This window comes from Nocardia sp. JMUB6875, assembly GCF_041154655.1.
Taxonomy (GTDB): domain Bacteria; phylum Actinomycetota; class Actinomycetes; order Mycobacteriales; family Mycobacteriaceae; genus Nocardia.
This window is the reverse complement of the sequence record NZ_BAAFGR010000053.1, coordinates 27853-44039: the sequence shown is the minus strand read 5'-3', so window position 1 is coordinate 44039 and position 16187 is coordinate 27853. Positions and strand designations below refer to the sequence as shown.

Annotated in this window: 14 protein-coding genes and 1 pseudogene; 10 read left to right on the top strand and 5 right to left on the bottom strand. The window is 65.3% G+C overall.

Annotated elements, in window-relative coordinates; all coding sequences use genetic code 11:
• Window positions 1-148: pseudogene (locus ACAM49_RS16045) on the bottom strand (IS630 family transposase); the annotation flags it as partial.
• 583 nt (window positions 149-731) lie between these two features.
• On the opposite strand from ACAM49_RS16045, the gene ACAM49_RS16040 reads away from it, so the two are divergent.
• The 3 genes from ACAM49_RS16040 to ACAM49_RS16030 are packed head-to-tail and all read left to right on the top strand — an operon-like array spanning window position 732 to window position 3711.
• Window positions 732-1451 (top strand): hypothetical protein, encoded by a 720-nt coding sequence (locus ACAM49_RS16040; protein WP_369636302.1) that lies wholly within the window; start codon window positions 732-734, stop codon window positions 1449-1451.
• Window positions 1448-2245: a hypothetical protein gene (locus ACAM49_RS16035; RefSeq protein ID WP_369636301.1), complete on the top strand. Its 798-nt coding sequence runs from the start codon at window positions 1448-1450 to the stop codon at window positions 2243-2245. Before ACAM49_RS16040 ends, ACAM49_RS16035 begins: the two co-directional genes overlap by 4 nt.
• A 38-nt stretch (window positions 2246-2283) precedes the next feature.
• A complete protein-coding gene (locus tag ACAM49_RS16030; protein ID WP_369636300.1) occupies window positions 2284-3711 on the top strand; it encodes a lipase family protein in 1428 nt (475 codons plus the stop codon).
• Between the two features lie 72 nt (window positions 3712-3783).
• Here the strand turns inward: ACAM49_RS16030 and ACAM49_RS16025 are convergent, their stop codons facing one another.
• On the bottom strand, window positions 3784-4491 hold the full coding sequence (locus tag ACAM49_RS16025; protein ID WP_369636299.1) for a tyrosinase family protein: 708 nt from the start codon (window positions 4489-4491) through the stop codon (window positions 3784-3786).
• 312 nt (window positions 4492-4803) lie between these two features.
• Window positions 4804-5145, bottom strand: a complete 342-nt coding sequence (locus ACAM49_RS16020; protein ID WP_369636298.1) for a hypothetical protein — start codon at window positions 5143-5145, stop codon at window positions 4804-4806.
• A gap of 149 nt (window positions 5146-5294) precedes the next feature.
• Between ACAM49_RS16020 and ACAM49_RS16015 the strand changes: the two genes are divergently transcribed.
• The 4 genes from ACAM49_RS16015 (at window position 5295) to ACAM49_RS16000 (ending at window position 9361) form a co-directional block, all read left to right on the top strand.
• Window positions 5295-5597: a hypothetical protein gene (locus ACAM49_RS16015; RefSeq protein ID WP_369636297.1), complete on the top strand. Its 303-nt coding sequence runs from the start codon at window positions 5295-5297 to the stop codon at window positions 5595-5597.
• 158 nt (window positions 5598-5755) lie between these two features.
• A complete protein-coding gene (locus ACAM49_RS16010; RefSeq protein ID WP_369636296.1) occupies window positions 5756-7222 on the top strand; it encodes a catalase in 1467 nt (488 codons plus the stop codon).
• 181 nt (window positions 7223-7403) lie between these two features.
• Window positions 7404-8222, top strand: coding sequence for an SGNH/GDSL hydrolase family protein (locus ACAM49_RS16005; protein ID WP_369636304.1), 819 nt, complete (start codon window positions 7404-7406; stop codon window positions 8220-8222).
• Window positions 8222-9361 (top strand): hypothetical protein, encoded by a 1140-nt coding sequence (locus ACAM49_RS16000; RefSeq protein ID WP_369636295.1) that lies wholly within the window; start codon window positions 8222-8224, stop codon window positions 9359-9361. Before ACAM49_RS16005 ends, ACAM49_RS16000 begins: the two co-directional genes overlap by 1 nt.
• 39 nt (window positions 9362-9400) lie before the next feature.
• Here ACAM49_RS16000 and ACAM49_RS15995 read toward each other — a convergent pair whose 3' ends face one another.
• Window positions 9401-11200, bottom strand: a complete 1800-nt coding sequence (locus tag ACAM49_RS15995; protein ID WP_369636294.1) for an FAD-dependent oxidoreductase — start codon at window positions 11198-11200, stop codon at window positions 9401-9403.
• A gap of 342 nt (window positions 11201-11542) precedes the next feature.
• On the opposite strand from ACAM49_RS15995, the gene ACAM49_RS15990 reads away from it, so the two are divergent.
• From ACAM49_RS15990 to ACAM49_RS15980, 3 genes are read left to right on the top strand one after another with little or no spacing between them, the layout of a single operon-like run.
• A complete protein-coding gene (locus ACAM49_RS15990) occupies window positions 11543-13855 on the top strand; it encodes a nitric-oxide reductase large subunit (protein WP_369636293.1) in 2313 nt (770 codons plus the stop codon).
• Window positions 13852-14412 (top strand): hypothetical protein, encoded by a 561-nt coding sequence (locus ACAM49_RS15985; RefSeq protein ID WP_369636292.1) that lies wholly within the window; start codon window positions 13852-13854, stop codon window positions 14410-14412. Before ACAM49_RS15990 ends, ACAM49_RS15985 begins: the two co-directional genes overlap by 4 nt.
• Window positions 14409-15194, top strand: a complete 786-nt coding sequence (locus ACAM49_RS15980) for a slipin family protein (protein ID WP_369636291.1) — start codon at window positions 14409-14411, stop codon at window positions 15192-15194. Before ACAM49_RS15985 ends, ACAM49_RS15980 begins: the two co-directional genes overlap by 4 nt.
• Window positions 15195-15196: 2 nt before the next feature.
• On the opposite strand, the gene ACAM49_RS15975 is transcribed toward ACAM49_RS15980, so the two are convergent.
• A complete protein-coding gene (locus ACAM49_RS15975; protein WP_369636290.1) occupies window positions 15197-16150 on the bottom strand; it encodes an NADP-dependent oxidoreductase in 954 nt (317 codons plus the stop codon).
• Window positions 16151-16187 lie beyond the last annotated feature (37 nt).

The window sequence follows — 16187 nt, the reverse complement described above, 5'->3', positions numbered from 1 at the left end:
CTTCGGAGTTCGACCCGCTCTCCGCACACGCCAGCACGATCCTCGACCGAAGCGCCAATGCCTGCGCCGTCTTTCGACGACGCGACCATCCCACCAGCACCTGACGTTCGGCATCCGACAGCTTCAAAGGCTCGACCTTCGGCGGCACGCGGCCACCCTATACCCTTCACCGCCAACGAACTTACGATTCATGACACTAGGTGATGTCACGAATGCGTTGTTCAACGGAATGACAGCCATTTTCAAATCCATCGGCCTGTAGGACATCGACGGGTATCAGTCGATCGGAAACAAGTTGTGGGTTCGCTGCGTCGTCGCCGGTGAGGGCCGATCCTGGGTCCGCACCGGCGCGCCGCCGTAACCGACTGAACCGCAGTCGAAGACACGCCAATGATCGAAATCCCTGTGATCAGAACCGAACCCAGACGCAGCACGGGCTACAACTCCGGCTTCACCTTCGATTACGGCGTGGACTTCCCGGGTCGACACTCCATTGCCGGCGGCCGTGCGACACCACCGCAGGTAGACCGTCGCGGTTGGCGACGATCGCCATCGGGGAGTGTCCGGATCGCTGAACGCCCGGGTCGCGCGCCCGATTGTGGCTGTGCACAATGTTGCGCCCGAGATCGCGGGCAGGCCATAACAGGGGGTGGTTGGTTGCCGCCGAAAATTCATGAAACGAGTTGGGTGACGGACCCGCTCGGATCGAATTCACGGAAGGGCATACCGGAATGAACGGAATTACCCGTACCACAACAATTGCCGCATCTCTCGCGGTGTCATTGGTGATGCTTTCGCCGGCTTCGCTGGTGTCAGCGGATACCGGCAGCTTGTCGCCGGCACCGCATATATTTCCGGGCATCACCAGCGGGTCCGGCGCCGGTAATTCCGGCAGCGCCGGGGCAGCCGGGCCGGGTGGTCAACCCGGCGCGGGCGGAGCCGGAACCGGAGGGCGCACGCTTCCCGGACCTGCTGGAGTCCCAGGACTTGGCAGTCTCGGCGGCAATCCGGGTACCGGAGGAGCAGGTACCGGCGGTCCCGGAGGGAGCCAGGGCGGCGGTGGCAACCAGGGCGGCGGTGGTGCGGGTGCCGGCGGGACCGGCACAGGCAGTCTCGCAGGCTTTCCCGGTGGCGCGGGCAATGGTGGAGGCAACCAGGGCGGCGGTGGCGCAGACAATTCCGGCGGTAACCCGAATGGTGCGGCGGGCGCGGGCAACCCGAATGGCGGTGGGGCCGGTGGTAATCAGAACAGCGACGACGGCAAGAAGTGCCTCAGGGGAATCCTCGATGTCAAATGGAGTTGTCTCTCGGGAAACCCCTTGGAAGCGGTGGGCCAAATCGCAACCCAGATGGTCGAAGCGGTGGGTCACGGGATCGACGTCGTCCTCGACCTGTTCCGCCCAGAGAAGGACCATCATGACCGTTTCCGCTGGCCCAATGAATCTCAATGAAACGCATTACCGGTGTGCCTGAACGTAATTGGTTCACCGGTCCACATCGGTTCCGTCCTCGGCAATCCCGCATGAGGCCGCTTAAAGGGAGGCTAGTTGGAATGAAAAACGCAATTGTCACCGGCGTGCTCGCGGCCGCGGCGACGGCTTTCACCGTGGGTGTTGCCGGCGCGGAACCCGCGGTGGTGCCGCCGAATTCGGCGGCACCACCCGCCCGGCTCGATGTCGGTCCGCTCACGCTCACCGACGACGGTTCGATGGTTGCCCTCACCGGTCCGGACGACCAGATGATCGGGGCGGCGCCATTGGTTCCGGCGCATGGTGATTCGGCGCCCGCGGCGGCTCCCGCGAACGAGGTGGCGCTGGTCGATCCGGGCATCCACGAGGTATCCGATTTCCCGCTGCTGCGCCAGAACAACGGCCTGGCGGGAGCGGCCGTCGGCGCGGTGGTCGGTGGCGCGATCGGTGCGGCGGCAGGTGGTTTGGCCGGCACCTTCGTCGGTATACCGTTGCTGATCGTTCCGGTCGCGGTGGTGCCCGGTCTGCTGGTCGGCGGGCTGGCCGGCGGCGCGCTCGGAGCGGCCGTCGGTGGCGGTATCGGCGCGGGAATCGGCGCGGCCATTCCGTTGCGAGACAAGCCCAATCGGTCAATCGCAGGAAGGAACACCGTTCGCGTCGGCGGTGCACTGCAATCGGAGGTGGGGTATGCGGGCCATGATTCGCCCGCGACTCGGGCAGCTGACCGTAAATCCGTGGGATTCTGCCGCTTCCGGGTATTTTGCGGAAGGGGATAGTCGGGTTCCAACTCACAGGTAGGTGTGTCGTGAAATGTATGCGGACCATCGCCGTCACAATTGTGGTTGGTTGTTCATTGTCGCTGGGGCAAATATCCGCCAGGGCAGAACCGGACCAGGGGCCGACCGCGCTCCAGCAATTGATCGATGAACTTATTCCCGCGCCGTCGTCGGTATTGCCGCCGGCCGGGCCCGCCCCGGCCGGGGTGGCCCCGGAACTGGCGACCGTGTGGCACGCGATACGCTCCGCACCGACCGGTGATCCCTTCTTCGACCTCCGGCCCGCGGACCTCGACCGGTACGCACCCGGCGACATCATCGAATCGCGGGATATCACCTGGCCGGCGGTGCCGATGGTCCTGACGTCGGTGCTGGCGCTGTTTCAGCGGGCGGTCCTGCTGAAGTTCCGCACCACCGATGCCTCCGGCGCGCCTTCCTTCGGCACCGCCACGCTGCTGGTGCCCTTCAACCCGTGGACCGGGTCGGGGACCCGCCCGGTGTTGCTGAACGCGACACCGATCAATGCGCTCAACCGGCGCTGCACCCCCGGCTACGTGCTGTCGCACGGATACAGTGTCGACTCCGTCAATGGCAATGACTTCGTCCCGTCACCCTCCATGTGGGCCGCGAGCCGGAACTACGCGGTGGTGATCCCCGATCACGAAGGCCCCCTGATGGCGTACGCCGAGCCGCGGGTCGCCGGGCACACCATGCTCGACACGGTGCGCGCGGTCCGCAACCTGGCGCCGGATCAGTTCGGCGAGAGCCGTTTTGCTCTGACCGGCTACTCCGGTGGCGCCATCGCCTCCTATGGCGCCGCAATGCTGGCCCGCGAATACGCCCCGGAACTGGTCCCGCGCCTCGCCGGCGCCGCCATCGGTGGCCTGCCCACCGACTACCGGGCCTTCGCCGAAACCTACGACGGCACTTATGTTTCGGGGTTACTGCTCACCATCACCCTCGCGATGGCCAGGGAACATCCGGAAATCATCGGCCGCATGAATCACCTGGCCCAATGGGCGGCGATGTCACCTATCAAAGAGGTGTGCAGCGCCAACACCGCGACGCTGGGAGTGTTCGGCATCCCCTATGCGGCACTGTCCAATACGCGCGACCCACTCCACAGCGCGGTGGCCGAAAAACTCTTCCAGCGAATGAGCCTGAAGGACAAGAAGTCCAGCATTCCGATCTACATCTACAATGGGTTGCACGACCCATGGATGCATGCCGCGGACGCCGAGGCCCTCTTCAACCAACAATGCGCGCTCGGAGTCCCGGCTACCGAGAAAATCGTCGCTGGTGAACACATCCTCGGCTACGTCAACGGCTTCTTCGGATCCACAGACTGGCTGGGCAAGCGCCTTACCGGCATCCCCGCACCCCACACCTGCGAACTGGCGCAACACACCCGCCCCGTACCGCCGACCACCCCCAACCAGCGCACCCGCGCCCCCAAACCGCCCTAATGACGCACACCCAATCTCGTCCGGTGGTGGAACGCTGCTGCCGCCGTGTCGCTTTCGACGAGTGATGTCGTGTCAGACGTATCGGTAGCCAAGTGCGCTGATATCGAGGACATCTTTGACGGTTACGCTGTCGGACCCGACGATTCGATCGGTCACCTTCGCCGAACTCGCATCCGCGTTGGGCCCGTCGTATTGAGCCATGTTCCCCGCTCTGCTCTGCCAAACCGACCAGAGCCGGTCCACGTTGGCGATGTGCAACCAGAACACCGGGTCGGCCGGGGCGTAACGGCCTGCCATGTCACCACCGATTCCCGTGTGAACCGGTCCGCTGAACTGGTACTCGATTCCCGGGCGCAATTGGTGATACGTCGTGGTGTTGGCGAGGAACGACGAGACTGCTGCCGGGCTGGCCCACCCGCTGATCCGGTCGCCTCGCTCGAACTTCCTCCGCAGCTGGTGCCGTTCAGGAACGCTGACCTGCCACGCACCGAACCTGCCCGCGGACGCGACCACGCCCGTCCGGGAATCTCCGTTGCCGCCCACAAAGCCCGGCCCAAGAACCGCCGACTTTTCCGGAGCGGCATAATCCCGCTGCGCGTCCCAGTAGGGGACGGTTGCACTCGCTTCGACCGCCTGGACCGCGTTCTCGAACCGGAACAACAACTCTCGCAGATACGGCAGCCACTGCGAGCTCCCCGCGACACGGGGGAACTGCTGTGCATACTGCCCGACGAAACGGTCGTATTGACCGGAGGCGTTCAACTGGATCACCGCATTCACATACGTTGCCCACTCGTCAGCCCGCAGGGCCCGAACTTCCCGGCGCTGCCGAAGGGTCTGGGTGTACCCGCGTGCTGCGCCTCCGAACACTCCCGTCGCAACGCCCACCACACCGGTGGAGGCTGCCCACAAGATTCGCCGCCGACCAATCCCGTGCCCTGCCACCCGCAGCCCTCCGCTCTACCTCGACATTGGTTAGCGAAATAATTGCCTATGTTGCAGCTGCTTTGGCTGAACAACACCGGAGTGGCAGACCCCAACAGGCGCCGCCGATCAATAGGTCAGCCCGGTGGTCCAAGGTCGAGAGCTGGGTCAATCGCAGGAAGGAACAGCGTTCGCGTCGGCGGTGCACTTCAATTGGAGGTCGACGCGCTTCTTGGCGAGCTGCGTCAGGACTGTTCTTTTCGCTTCCTCTTCGAGTTGCTTGGTGAAGGAGCTTTGGGAGGGTAGACAGTGGAAGTCGAGCTGCTGCTTCTGCTGGGTTGGCACATGCAGCGGTTTCGTCGAGAAGCAGGAGCCGTGGAGGTTGGCTGGGCACCCGCGGACCCCGTCGTGCTGAGACAGGTTGCCGCTGTGGCGATGCCGACGATGATCAGTAGTCTGCCAGCGCCTGAGCGCGGTCGTGGGGTCATTGCTCGATTCAACCCGGAGCATCGCTCACCTTGAGGCAACTCGCCGGTCGCCCGTCGGAAGGAATGTCGCGAGCCACAAGATTTGAGTAATCGGCTGATCGAATCCACAGGAGGTGGGGACGAGTCGGGCGGCAATCTGGTCAGTGCGGGCACAGCGTCCGATCGGTGCGAATGAGAGGAATTCTGGCCATGAAATTCAATTCTTCCGGCAAGTCGAATAGCAAGCTTGTGGGCATGTCGCTCACCGCGGCGGCGGGAATCATGGTGGCATTGGTCGCCGTCGCGCCTATCGCCGGCGCTAACGCCTCACCTGCTGCCGGTCCGCCCGGTGGAAGCGCTGGTTCCAGTGGTTCGCTTGGTTTCACTCCGTTCGGATGGCAGCAACAGCTGGACGGATTGCGCAGTGCGTTCGGCTCGGGAAGTCTCGGCGGGATACAGCATTTGCCTGCTCCCACGCCGCACGCGAACAGTTAGTGCACCTCCTGCTCGCCGGTGATCCAGGTGGAACTGCACGGACCGGCAGGGAATGTTCATTCCGGATACCCGGTTGCGGTAGTTTCACCTGGTACGAGTGTTTCCGAAGATCATCCCTCTACTGAACTGGCAGCGCGCTGCCGAATGAAGGAGGCGTGATGGGTTTCGAAGAGAACACCAAGCCGTTGACGACCGGCGCGGGTGCGCCGGTCGCCGACAATCAGGACAGTCTGACGGCGGGTCCGCGTGGGCCGATGCTGCTGCAGGACCTGTGGTTTCTGGAGAAGCTGGCGCACTTCGATCGTGAGGTGATCCCGGAGCGGCGTATGCACGCCAAGGGTTCGGGGGCGTTCGGCACGTTCCGGGTCACGCACGACATCACGCGGTACTCCAAGGCGGCGATCTTCAGCAAGGTCGGCAACGAGTGTGAGACGTTCATGCGGCTCTCGACCGTCGCCGGCGAGCGCGGAGCGGCCGACGCCGAGCGCGACATTCGCGGCTTCGCCGTGCGCTTCTACACCACCGACGGAAATTGGGACGTCGTCGGCAACAACACTCCCGTCTTCTTCTTCCGCGATCCGCTGAAATTCCCCGATCTCAACCACGCCGTCAAACGCGACCCGCGCAGCAACCTGCGCGACCCCGAAAACAACTGGAGCTTCTGGGTGAACCTGCCCGAGGCGCTGCACCAGGTCACCGTCATCATGAGCGACCGTGGCATCCCGAAGTCCTACCGGCACATGCATGGCTTCGGCTCGCACACCTTCAGCCTCATCAACGCCGACAACGAGCGATTCTGGTGCAAATTCCACTTCCGCACCCAGCAGGGCATCGAGAACCTGACCGACGAAGAGGCCGCCGAGCTGATCGGGCGCGACCGCGAATCCCACGGGCGCGACCTCTACGAGGCGATCGAACGCGGCGACTATCCGAAGTGGACGCTGTCGATCCAGGTCATGCCCGAGGCCGAGGCGGAGACCTACCGGTTCCACCCCTTCGACCTGACCAAGGTGTGGAGCAGGAAGGACTATCCGCTGATCGAGGTCGGCGAGCTCGAGCTCAACCGCAACCCGGACAACTACTTCGCCGATGTCGAACAGGCCGGTTTCAACCCGGGCAATCTCGTGCCCGGCATCTCGATCAGCCCGGACCGGATGCTGCAGGGCCGGCTGTTCTCCTACGGCGACACGATCCGCTACCGGGTCGGCGTCAACCACCACCAGGTGCCGGTGAACTATCCGCGCGCCGCAAAGGATTTCAACATCTACCACCGCGACGGAAAGATGCGCGTCGACGGCAACCAGGGCGGCGTGCCCAGCATCGAGCCCAACAACACCGGCAGCTGGCCCGAACAACCCGCGTACGCCGACCCGCCACAGGCCATCGGCGAGTGGGCCGACCGCTTCAACGCCCGCGAGGACGACGACAACTACTTCGAGCAGCCCGGTGATCTGTTCCGATTGATGACCGGCGAGCAGCAGCAGGTGTTGTTCGACAACACCGCTCGGGCGATCAATGGCGCTAGCCCGGAGACCATCGAGAAGCATATCGCCAACTGCACCAACGCCGATGTGGCCTATGGCGCGGGCGTCCGCAAAGCCTGCGAGGCGATCGGGGCGCTCTAGCCACGCCGACCACTGGGTGACAACCCGTCCGAGCAGAGCAGGAGGATTCATGCCGCACGTCTCAGCGAGATGTGCATTCGCGGTAATCGGTGCGATGTCGCTGGGGTGCACGGTGATTCTCGGCGGTGCGGGCGCGTCTGCTGTGCCCGCACCGGATGCCCAGCCTGTGCGATACGTGGCGATGGGAGACTCGGCGGCCGCGGGCCCACTCATCTGGCCCCAGGCCGATTGGCCTTGCGCGCGGGCCGAACGCGATTGGCCACGGATCGTCGCCGAGCGGCTCGGGGTGCGTGAGCTCACCGATGTCACCTGTTCGGGTGCGACGATCCAGGATTTCTCGCATGCGCAGGCGACATTGGTGCCGTCCGGTTCCGCATCGGGTTCCGCTTCTCCGACAGCGCAATTCGACGCGCTGAGCGAGCTGACCGACTTGGTGACGGTGGAAGTCGGCGGCAACGACATCGGCACGGTGGGCGTGGGTGTGCGATGCCTGGACTATGTACCCGGCGGCGCGGATTGCGCGCGGGCGTTCAACGCCGACGGGGACGAGATCGCCCGGCGGATCGAGGCGTTCCGTCCGAAGTATGCCGCGATGCTCACCGAGATCCATCGACGCGCGCCGAAAGCCCGGGTGGTGACCGTCGGATACGGAACCTATCTGCCGCTCAACGGTTGCGACGGGCAGCCGTTTCGCCCGGAATCGGCGAACTACCTGCAGGGCATGATATTTCGGCTGGATCAGATGATCGCTGACGAATCGGCCGCCGACCGACCCGGCAAACCCGGTGAGCGCCAAGCCCAATACGTCGACATCGCCACGCCCAGCCGGGATCACAACATGTGCGCGGCCCCGCAGGTGCAGTGGTTCTACGGTGTCTCACCGAAAGACGTCGCGCTCACACCGTTCGCGGGTGCGGCGCCGCTCCACCCGACCGCCCTCGGCATGCAGGGGATCGCGGAGGTTATCTCGGCCGCGATCATGGCGGGAACGACCGGCTGATGGGAATGCCCGACGAACCCGGCCGTGCTCGGTCGGACAGGACGCGGCGGCGGTTGCTCTGGGGTCTGTCCCTCGCGGTGGCGGCGTCGTTCGTGCTCGGCACGATCGCTGTCGGTTTCCATGCCGGTCGGCATCGGGACACCGATACCGCGCCCGGAATGGTGATGAACGATGAGGCGGAGGTCGACCGGGCCGTCGCGACTCGCTTCGCGCCCGGCGAGCAGTATTTTCGCCTGCCGACCGGTGTCCTGCTGTATTCCGTGGAATTCGTGAATGCGTTCAATGTCAAGGCAACCGGGATCGTATGGCAGCGCATACCCGCGGATCTACCCGCGGACGTGGGGCACGGGGTGATGCTGCCGGAGTCCGAGGAGGTGCGTGGCACCGAGCCCGCCTTCAGCTTCGACGACCATGGCGATCGAATCGAATTCTGGACATTTCACACGGTGCTGCGGCAGACGTTCGACTATCGCGCGTATCCGCTCGACCGGCACGCGATCTGGATTCGGATGCATGCCGCCGATCCCTACCACAAGATTCAGCTGGTTCCCGATTTCAAGGCGTTCCCGCCGGGCCGCCCGGCCGCGCTGCTGGGCATTGTTCCCGGATTCGTCTACGGCGACTGGCGTCCGGAGTACACGGCCTTCAGTCTGCGCCACCGCGATCTGGGGCTGACGCTCGACCAGGCCGGATTGCAGCAGGCGGACCTGTATTACAACCTGGGCGTCAATCGCAGTCCGATCGGGCCGACGCCGGGCCGCCTGGTTCCGGTCCTGCTGCTGGCGGTGCTGCTGTTCCTGTCGTTGTTCGTCACCACCACGGAACCGGAGCGGCGGACGGTGTCCGGATTCACCACCTTCGCGGTCATCGCCTTCGTCATCACCAGCACGCTCGTGATCGCCGTGAACCACAATGCCGTCCGCGCCGAACTCGGGTCGGTCGGTTTCGCCTACATCGAGAGCTGGTACATCGCGCTGTACACGATGACCCTGCTGGTCGCGACGAATGCCACGCTCCTGGTCACGGGCGGACTGAGCCGGATGGTGCGCTGGCGCGAGAACCTGCTGCCGAAACTGATCTACTGGCCGCTGTTCACCGGCGAGATGTTCCTCGCCAGCCTGGTCTTCGTCGGCATCTGAGACCGCAACGAATTCATAGTTCCCAGAACGGTTTCCGATTCAGCGACGAGCGTGCACCTCGAGTGCCGCCCGGACGGCGCTTTCCAGGGCCCCGGCGATCCAGGCCGGCTTCAAGGTGGTGTGGTCGCCCGCGAAGTGCACCCGGCCCTCGACGGTCCGGGTGAACCGGTGCAGTTCGGTCAGTTGACTCGGCATCGGAATGGCCGCCTCGCCGAGCGCGTAGTGGGCCTGCATCCAGCTCTGCGAGAGTCCCGCACCCGTGAATTCCCTTAGGACCGTGTCGGTTCCGAAGACATCGGACACGCCGCGCAGGGCGTGGTCGACGCGCTCGTCGGCGGTCAATGAATCCCATCGCATGGCATCGTCGGACCAGGTGTAGCTGGCCAGCACCACACCGCCGGCGGGCTGGTCACCGCCTTCGGAGGCGTCGACATGCGAAGGGAAGTAGACGAAGCGATTGGGATTGTCGGTGACACAGCCACCGCCGCGGAAGCCGAGGTCACCGCTTTCCCAGAACCGAGTCCTGAACTCCAGCAAGACTTTGGTGGCGGCATCCTGATGCGTGGCCACCACCGCTCGCCGCTTCGAATACGACAGGGGCGGGTCGAAGGTACAGAAGCGGATGGCGCTCAACGGAATCGCGACGACCGCGTAGTCGGCATCGACGGTCTGCGTGGAGTCGGGAACCTCGTTCGGTACGTCGTCCCGGTCGTACTCGCCCACGGTGGTCACGCGGACACCCTGCTCGGTCTGCTCCAGGCGGGTCATCCGCCGCCCCATCTGGATCGCCGGTCCGAGTTCCGCGGCCAATGCGTCGGTGAGCGAGGCGGTGCCGCCCTCCAACTCCCAATAGGTGGCGCCGGGCCGAATCAGGGCGTGGTCCACCAGCATTGGAATAACGCCGTAGTGCAGTCGGGAGGTGAGGTTCTCCAAGGTGCCGACGGCCTGAATCTGCGGTAGCTCCCAGCCCTGGGCGTGCAGAAAATCGAGCGTCGCCATGGGTTCGTATTTGTCGAACATCGCGGCCCAGCCATCGATCTGCTTGTCGATCGACTGGTCGGTGGACACCTCGAACTTCTTGACCGCGGCGTCGAGGGCGGCCCGAGTCGTCGTGGTGAACGACGCGCCACCGAAACTCTTGTTGATCGGAGTCGGGTTGTGCCCGTATTGGTCGCGGGTGACGCGCTCCCCGTTGACACGGATCAGGGTTCGGTTGGCCGCCACCGGGCGGTTGTAGGCCGGCCCGCCGTTGTGGTTGGTCCAGGGCTCGCCGGTGAAGGACTTGTATGAAACCGGCGGTGGGGCAGCGGGAGACAGGGTGTCGGGCAGGACGTCGCTGTTGTAGAAAGGCCGGCGGCGCACGCCGAGTTTGTCGCAGAGGGCCAGCACCAGCGGATGACTGTCCGGCAGTCGCATCGCTCCCGCCTCGGCGTACAGCCTCTTGTCCTCGAAGCGCTGACGGAAGGTTTTGACCCGCCCGCCGGTGCGATTGCTGTTGGCCTCCAGCACGGTGACGTCGTGCCCGGCATTCTTCAGCAGCCAAGCGGTCGCCATACCGGCCGGTCCAGCGCCGACCACGACGATCTTCTTCGGCTGGGTGGCAGCCGGAAGGCCGTTGTCCACCAGGATCTTCAGGTATTCGAGGGTGAGATCGGAGTTGTCGTCGCCGACCTGCAGCATCTCTCGAGCCAGCAGTTCGCAGGTGTCGCGGTTCCGGCTGGGATCCGACGCCGGCAGCGCATATGCGGGCAGGGTGCGAAGACTGACGGTGGCGGCCCCGACGGCGAGTGCACCGGCGGAGCGAAGGAACCCGCGTCGCCCGATCGTCCCTTCCGACATGCCTCAGCGGTCCTTCCGGTGGGAAATGCGGCTCGAGAGCTACCGAGGTGGATACCGAAGGAAGCTAGCAAACAATAGGCAAATTGCATTTGGACACGCATGAGTCGTCTCCGTAGCGAAAAGCCCGGCACGTACTCCGCGTGTTGATAGCTGCCTGATAGCCATTGATCGGTGATGATGTCGTGCTGAGGCAGGGCGATCCGAGCCATTTGCCATGCCGTGGAGCAGGTGGTCCGACCACTGCGTGTGGGCCGATCGCAGCGTTCCCCAGCCCCCACGGCTCTCGGGTAGTGCGCGGAGTTCTTCGATCAGTGAGTTCGATTCAACGGACGGAGGATCGGGATGACGGTTCGGGACCGGCGACCATTGCTGGTGAGTAAAGGGTGGATCCAGGGGTGCGCGCTGGTCGCGATCTTCGGGTTCTTTGTCATCGGCATGCTGGCTTTCCGGACCTACGACGACGGGCCGCCCATCCCGGATCGGGTGGAAAGTCCCAGTGGGGAGCTGCTTTACACCGCCGACGACATCAAGCACGGCCAGCAGATCTTCCTGGCGGCGGGGTTGATGGAGTACGGGTCGGTGCTCGGGCACGGCGCCTGGCTGGGTCCCGACTACACCGCCGATTACCTGCGCCGCGCCTCCGATAGCGCGCTCGAGGGGATGACCGGCGACGACACTGCTCGCGCCAAGGTGATCGAGGACTTCCAGGCCAACCGCTACGACTCGGGCACCGGCATCCTCGTCTACAGCGACGCGCAGAGCCGCGCCTTCACCCAGCTCGTCGACCACTATGCCGACGTGTTCGGCCGCGACGACACGAAGCTGGGGTTGTTGCCCGAGGTGGTCAAGGATCGTGCGCATGTCCACGACATGACCTCGTTCTTCTCCTGGACGGCCTGGATGTCGTCGGCGCACCGGCCGGGCCTGGGCTACTCCTACACCAATTCCTGGCCGCCCGAGCCCCGTGTGGGCAACGCGCCGCCCGCGAATATCATTGTGTGGAGCGTGATTTCGCTGATCGCGTTGCTCGGCGGGATCGGCCTGGTGTTCGCCGCGTTCGGCCGCTGGGGTGAGAAGATCGGCTGGCGGGGCCGTGAGGCGGCGACGCTGTCGTTCCGCGCACCCGGCGATGTCGCACTGACCCCGGCGCAGCGTTCCACCCGCTGGTATTTCGCGGTGATGGTGGTGCTGTTCGGCGCGCAGGCCCTGCTCGGCGCGGCGTCGGAGCATTACCGGGCCGATGTGACCAGCTTCTTCGGCATCGATCTGGCCCGCGTGCTGCCCTACAACCTGACCCGGACCTGGCACCTGCAGCTGGCGTTGTTCTGGGTGGTCGCGGCCTTCCTCGCGGCGGGAATCTTCCTGGTGCCGTTGATCGCTCGCCGCGAACCCCGTGGGCAGGGCAAGCTGTCGTACACGCTGCTCGGTGCGGTCGCGGTGGTCGTCTTCGGCAGTCTCATCTGCGAGGCGCTGAGCATCCACGGCAAGGTCTCGTTCGGCAATTTCTTCGCCAGCCAGCAGTTCACCTTCCTCGACCTCGCCCGGTTCTGGCAGATCCTGCTGGTGATCGGGATGGTGGTGTGGGTGGTCATTCTGTGGCGCGGGTTGCGCAGCAGGCTCGCGGGCGAGTCGATGGGCAATATGCCGTGGTTGTTCTTCCTTGCCGCACTGACCATTCCGCTCGTCTACGCGGTGGGGCTGCTGGCCCGGCCCGGGGACAACTTCACCGTCACCGAGTTCTGGCGGTTCTGGGTGGTGCACCTGTGGGTGGAGGACTTCCTCGAGCTGTTCACCACCGTGATGGTCGCCTACATGTTCGTGCTGCTCGGCGTTGTCCGGGAGCGGGTCGGGATGCTGGTCATCTACTTCGACATCATCCTGTACTCCGCCGGTGGCGTGATCGGCACCATGCACCACATGTACTTCAACGGAACCCCGGCGGAGACGATGGCTTTGGGCGCGTTCTTCTCCGCGCTCGAGGTGGTGCCGCTGACCTTCCTGACCGTCGAGGCGTGGAGCTTCCTGCAGCTGGGCTCCAAGCAGGAGGCCCGCTCGGCCACCGAGTTCCCGCACCGGTGGGCGGTCATGTTCCTGGTGGCGGTCGGGTTCTGGAACTTCCTGGGCGCCGGGGTGTTCGGGTTCCTGATCAACCTGCCGATCGTGTCCTACTACGAGGTCGGCACCGGGCTCACCGCCAACCACTCGCACGGGTCGATGATGGGTGTCTACGGGATGCTCGCGGTGGCGTTCGCGCTGTTCTGCATGCGCTACATGATCCCGGCGAACAAATGGCCGGACCGGCTGGCGAAGATCTCGTTCTGGTCGCTGAACATCGGCCTGGCCTGGATGGTGTTCGCCACGCTGCTGCCGGTGGGCATCCTGCAGCTGTACAAGTCGATCGACAGCGGCTACTACGAGGCGCGCGAGCTCACTTACATTGAAAGCCACGCCAATTCGCTGCTGGAATGGCTGCGCATGCCCGGTGACATCGTGTTCATGGTCGGCGGTATCGCGCCGCTGCTGTGGATCGCGTGGCTGGCCGTGAAGTACAAGGGCCGCGGTGGGGCGGAGCGGCCCGAGGATTCGACTCCGACGGCTGCCTCCGACATCCCGGCGGCCGAACTCGCGACGGTGACGGAGGGCGCGCAGTCGTGACGGTACCGGCGCCGGCGACCGAGACCATCCTCATCGCCGGGTACGCGATGGTCTTGATCGTCGGCGCGTTCCTGCTGGATCAGCTTGCGCGCCACGTACAACGGCGTTCGGACCGGCATCGCACGGCCGGGTTCCGGTATGTCCCGGACCACGACCACTGGGTATGTCCGACGAATCAGCCGCTGTGGCCGCACCGGATCGACGGCGAGGCCCGGCTGGTCCGCTACCGCGCCCGGCCGTCGGTGTGCAACGCCTGCCCGGCCAAGCACGACTGCACCACCTCGTCATCGGGTCGGGAGATCACCCGCGCCCTGGATCAGTGGCCGCATTCGGAGGCGGGCCGGTTCCATCGCGGAATCGCGCTGATGCTGGTCGTTTTGGCCGCGCTGTTCGTCGTGATCGGTGTGGTATCGCATCTCACCGTGGGTGATCTGGCGACCCTGGCACCGGTCGCGCTCGTCTGCACGGGGGCCGGCTGGGTGCTGACCGGCCATTTCCGGCACACACCCGCCGATTTCCCGGCCGGGATTCCGGTCAGCGAGAGGAGTTCATCGTGACCATCGCAGTCGTCGCCGCGGCCGTCGTTCTCGCCGTCCTCGCGGTCACCGCGGCCCGGATCTTGCGGGAATACGAACGCGCCGTGGTGTTTCGGCTGGGTCGGCTGCGTCCGTTACGCGGCCCCGGGCCGGTGCTGCTGTGGCCGTTGGTCGATCGCATGGTCCGGGTGGATCTGCGCACCATCACCCTGACCGTGCCGCCGCAGGAGGCGATCAGCCGCGACAATGTGCCGGTCCGGGTCAATGCCGTCGTCTACTTCCGGGTGATCGATCCGGTCCGCAGTGTGATCGAGGTCGAGAACCACGCGGTCGCCACCTCCCAGATCGCCCAGACCACATTGCGTTCGGTCCTCGGCCGCGAGGACCTGGACACGCTGCTGTCCGAACGCGATCAGCTCAACACCAACCTGCGGAAGATCATGGATGAACAGACCGAGCCGTGGGGTGTGAAGGTCAGCCTGGTCGAAATCAAGGATGTCGAGATCCCCGAGGCGATGCAGCGCGCGATCGGCCGGCAGGCCGAAGCCGAACGCGAACGCCGCGCCCGAATCATCCACTCGCGCGGTGAAGTTCAGGCCGCGGAGAATGTGCAGGAGGCCGCGCAGATCCTCGCCACCGCACCGGGCGCGCTACAGCTGCGGTATCTGCAGACCCTCGGTGAACTGGGCGGCGAGGGCCGCTCCACGGTCATCTTCCCCATGCCCATGGACCTCGCCGAACCACTGAGAACGGCGATCGCCGGACTCGCCGCCGCCCGCCCGGACGGGCCGCGGGTGGAATGACGTCACCGGACAGTGAGCACGATCTTGCCGACGGTGTGGCCGGTCTCGCCCAGCTGGTGCGCCTTTGCCGCGTCGGAGAGCGGGAAGGTCGCGGCGATCGTCGGGCGTAGGACGCCGACCTGGACCAGGCCCGCGAGGGCTGTCATGCCCTGGTGGTCGGCTTCCACGAGGAGGCGGGCGATGCGGAGGCCGCGTTGCCGGGCCGCGAGTACGAGGTCGTCCTGTCCGGTGGGGGCGATGGTGACGACGGTGCCGCCTTCGCGGAGGGTGTCGAGGGAACGTTCGGTGTAATCCCGTCCGATCGTGTCCAGGACGATGTCGACATCGCGGACGGCGGTGGCGAAATCGGTGGTGTGATAGTCGATCGGCTCATCGACCCCGATCTGCCCGAGGAAGCGCTGATTGCCCGCGCTCGCCGTGCCGATGACGGTGGCGCCGAACGCTTTTGCTATTTGTACGGCGAAATGCCCGACGCCGCCCGCCGCGGCGTGGATCAGGACACGCTGGCCGGATCGGACACCGGCGGTGTCGACCAGCGCCTGCCAGGCGGTCAGCGCGGCCAGTGGGATCGCCCCGGCGTGCAGGTGGTCGATCTCGGGCGGTTTGATCGTGAAGGCGCGGGCGGGTGCGGTCACGTATTCCGCGAAGGCGCCGACCCTGTCAGGGAAGGGCAACATCCCGAAGACCTCGTCACCCGGCTCGAATATGGTGACCCCGACTCCGACGGCCTCCACCACGCCGGAGACATCCCAGCCGAGGACCAATGGCAGGGTCCGGAGGAAACCCAGTCCCGCGCGGCTCTTCCAATCGGCCGGGTTGAGTCCGGCCGCGTGCACGCGGACGAGGATTTCGCTCGCCCGCGGTTCCGGACGAGGCAATTCGACCAGATGCAGGACATCCGGTGTGCCGTAGGCGTCCTGCTGTATCGCCCGCATAGTGCTCGTGTGTGCGCTCATCGTAATTACTTCCTTTCGTATGCGATGTCTGTCCAAT

Excerpts from the sequence above, each read along its gene's own strand:
- ACAM49_RS16040 (WP_369636302.1), top strand. The coding sequence starts at position 732 with ATGAACGGAATTACCCGTACCACAACAATTGCCGCATCTCTCGCGGTG.
- ACAM49_RS16035 (WP_369636301.1), top strand. The coding sequence starts at position 1,448 with ATGAAACGCATTACCGGTGTGCCTGAACGTAATTGGTTCACCGGTCCA.
- ACAM49_RS16030 (WP_369636300.1), top strand. The coding sequence starts at position 2,284 with ATGCGGACCATCGCCGTCACAATTGTGGTTGGTTGTTCATTGTCGCTG.
- ACAM49_RS16020 (WP_369636298.1), bottom strand. The coding sequence starts at position 5,145 with ATGCTCCGGGTTGAATCGAGCAATGACCCCACGACCGCGCTCAGGCGC.
- ACAM49_RS16015 (WP_369636297.1), top strand. The coding sequence starts at position 5,295 with ATGAGAGGAATTCTGGCCATGAAATTCAATTCTTCCGGCAAGTCGAAT.
- ACAM49_RS16010 (WP_369636296.1), top strand. The coding sequence starts at position 5,756 with ATGGGTTTCGAAGAGAACACCAAGCCGTTGACGACCGGCGCGGGTGCG.
- ACAM49_RS16005 (WP_369636304.1), top strand. The coding sequence starts at position 7,404 with ATGGGAGACTCGGCGGCCGCGGGCCCACTCATCTGGCCCCAGGCCGAT.
- ACAM49_RS16000 (WP_369636295.1), top strand. The coding sequence starts at position 8,222 with ATGGGAATGCCCGACGAACCCGGCCGTGCTCGGTCGGACAGGACGCGG.
- ACAM49_RS15995 (WP_369636294.1), bottom strand. The coding sequence starts at position 11,200 with ATGTCGGAAGGGACGATCGGGCGACGCGGGTTCCTTCGCTCCGCCGGT.
- ACAM49_RS15990 (WP_369636293.1), top strand. The coding sequence starts at position 11,543 with ATGACGGTTCGGGACCGGCGACCATTGCTGGTGAGTAAAGGGTGGATC.
- ACAM49_RS15975 (WP_369636290.1), bottom strand. The coding sequence starts at position 16,150 with ATGAGCGCACACACGAGCACTATGCGGGCGATACAGCAGGACGCCTAC.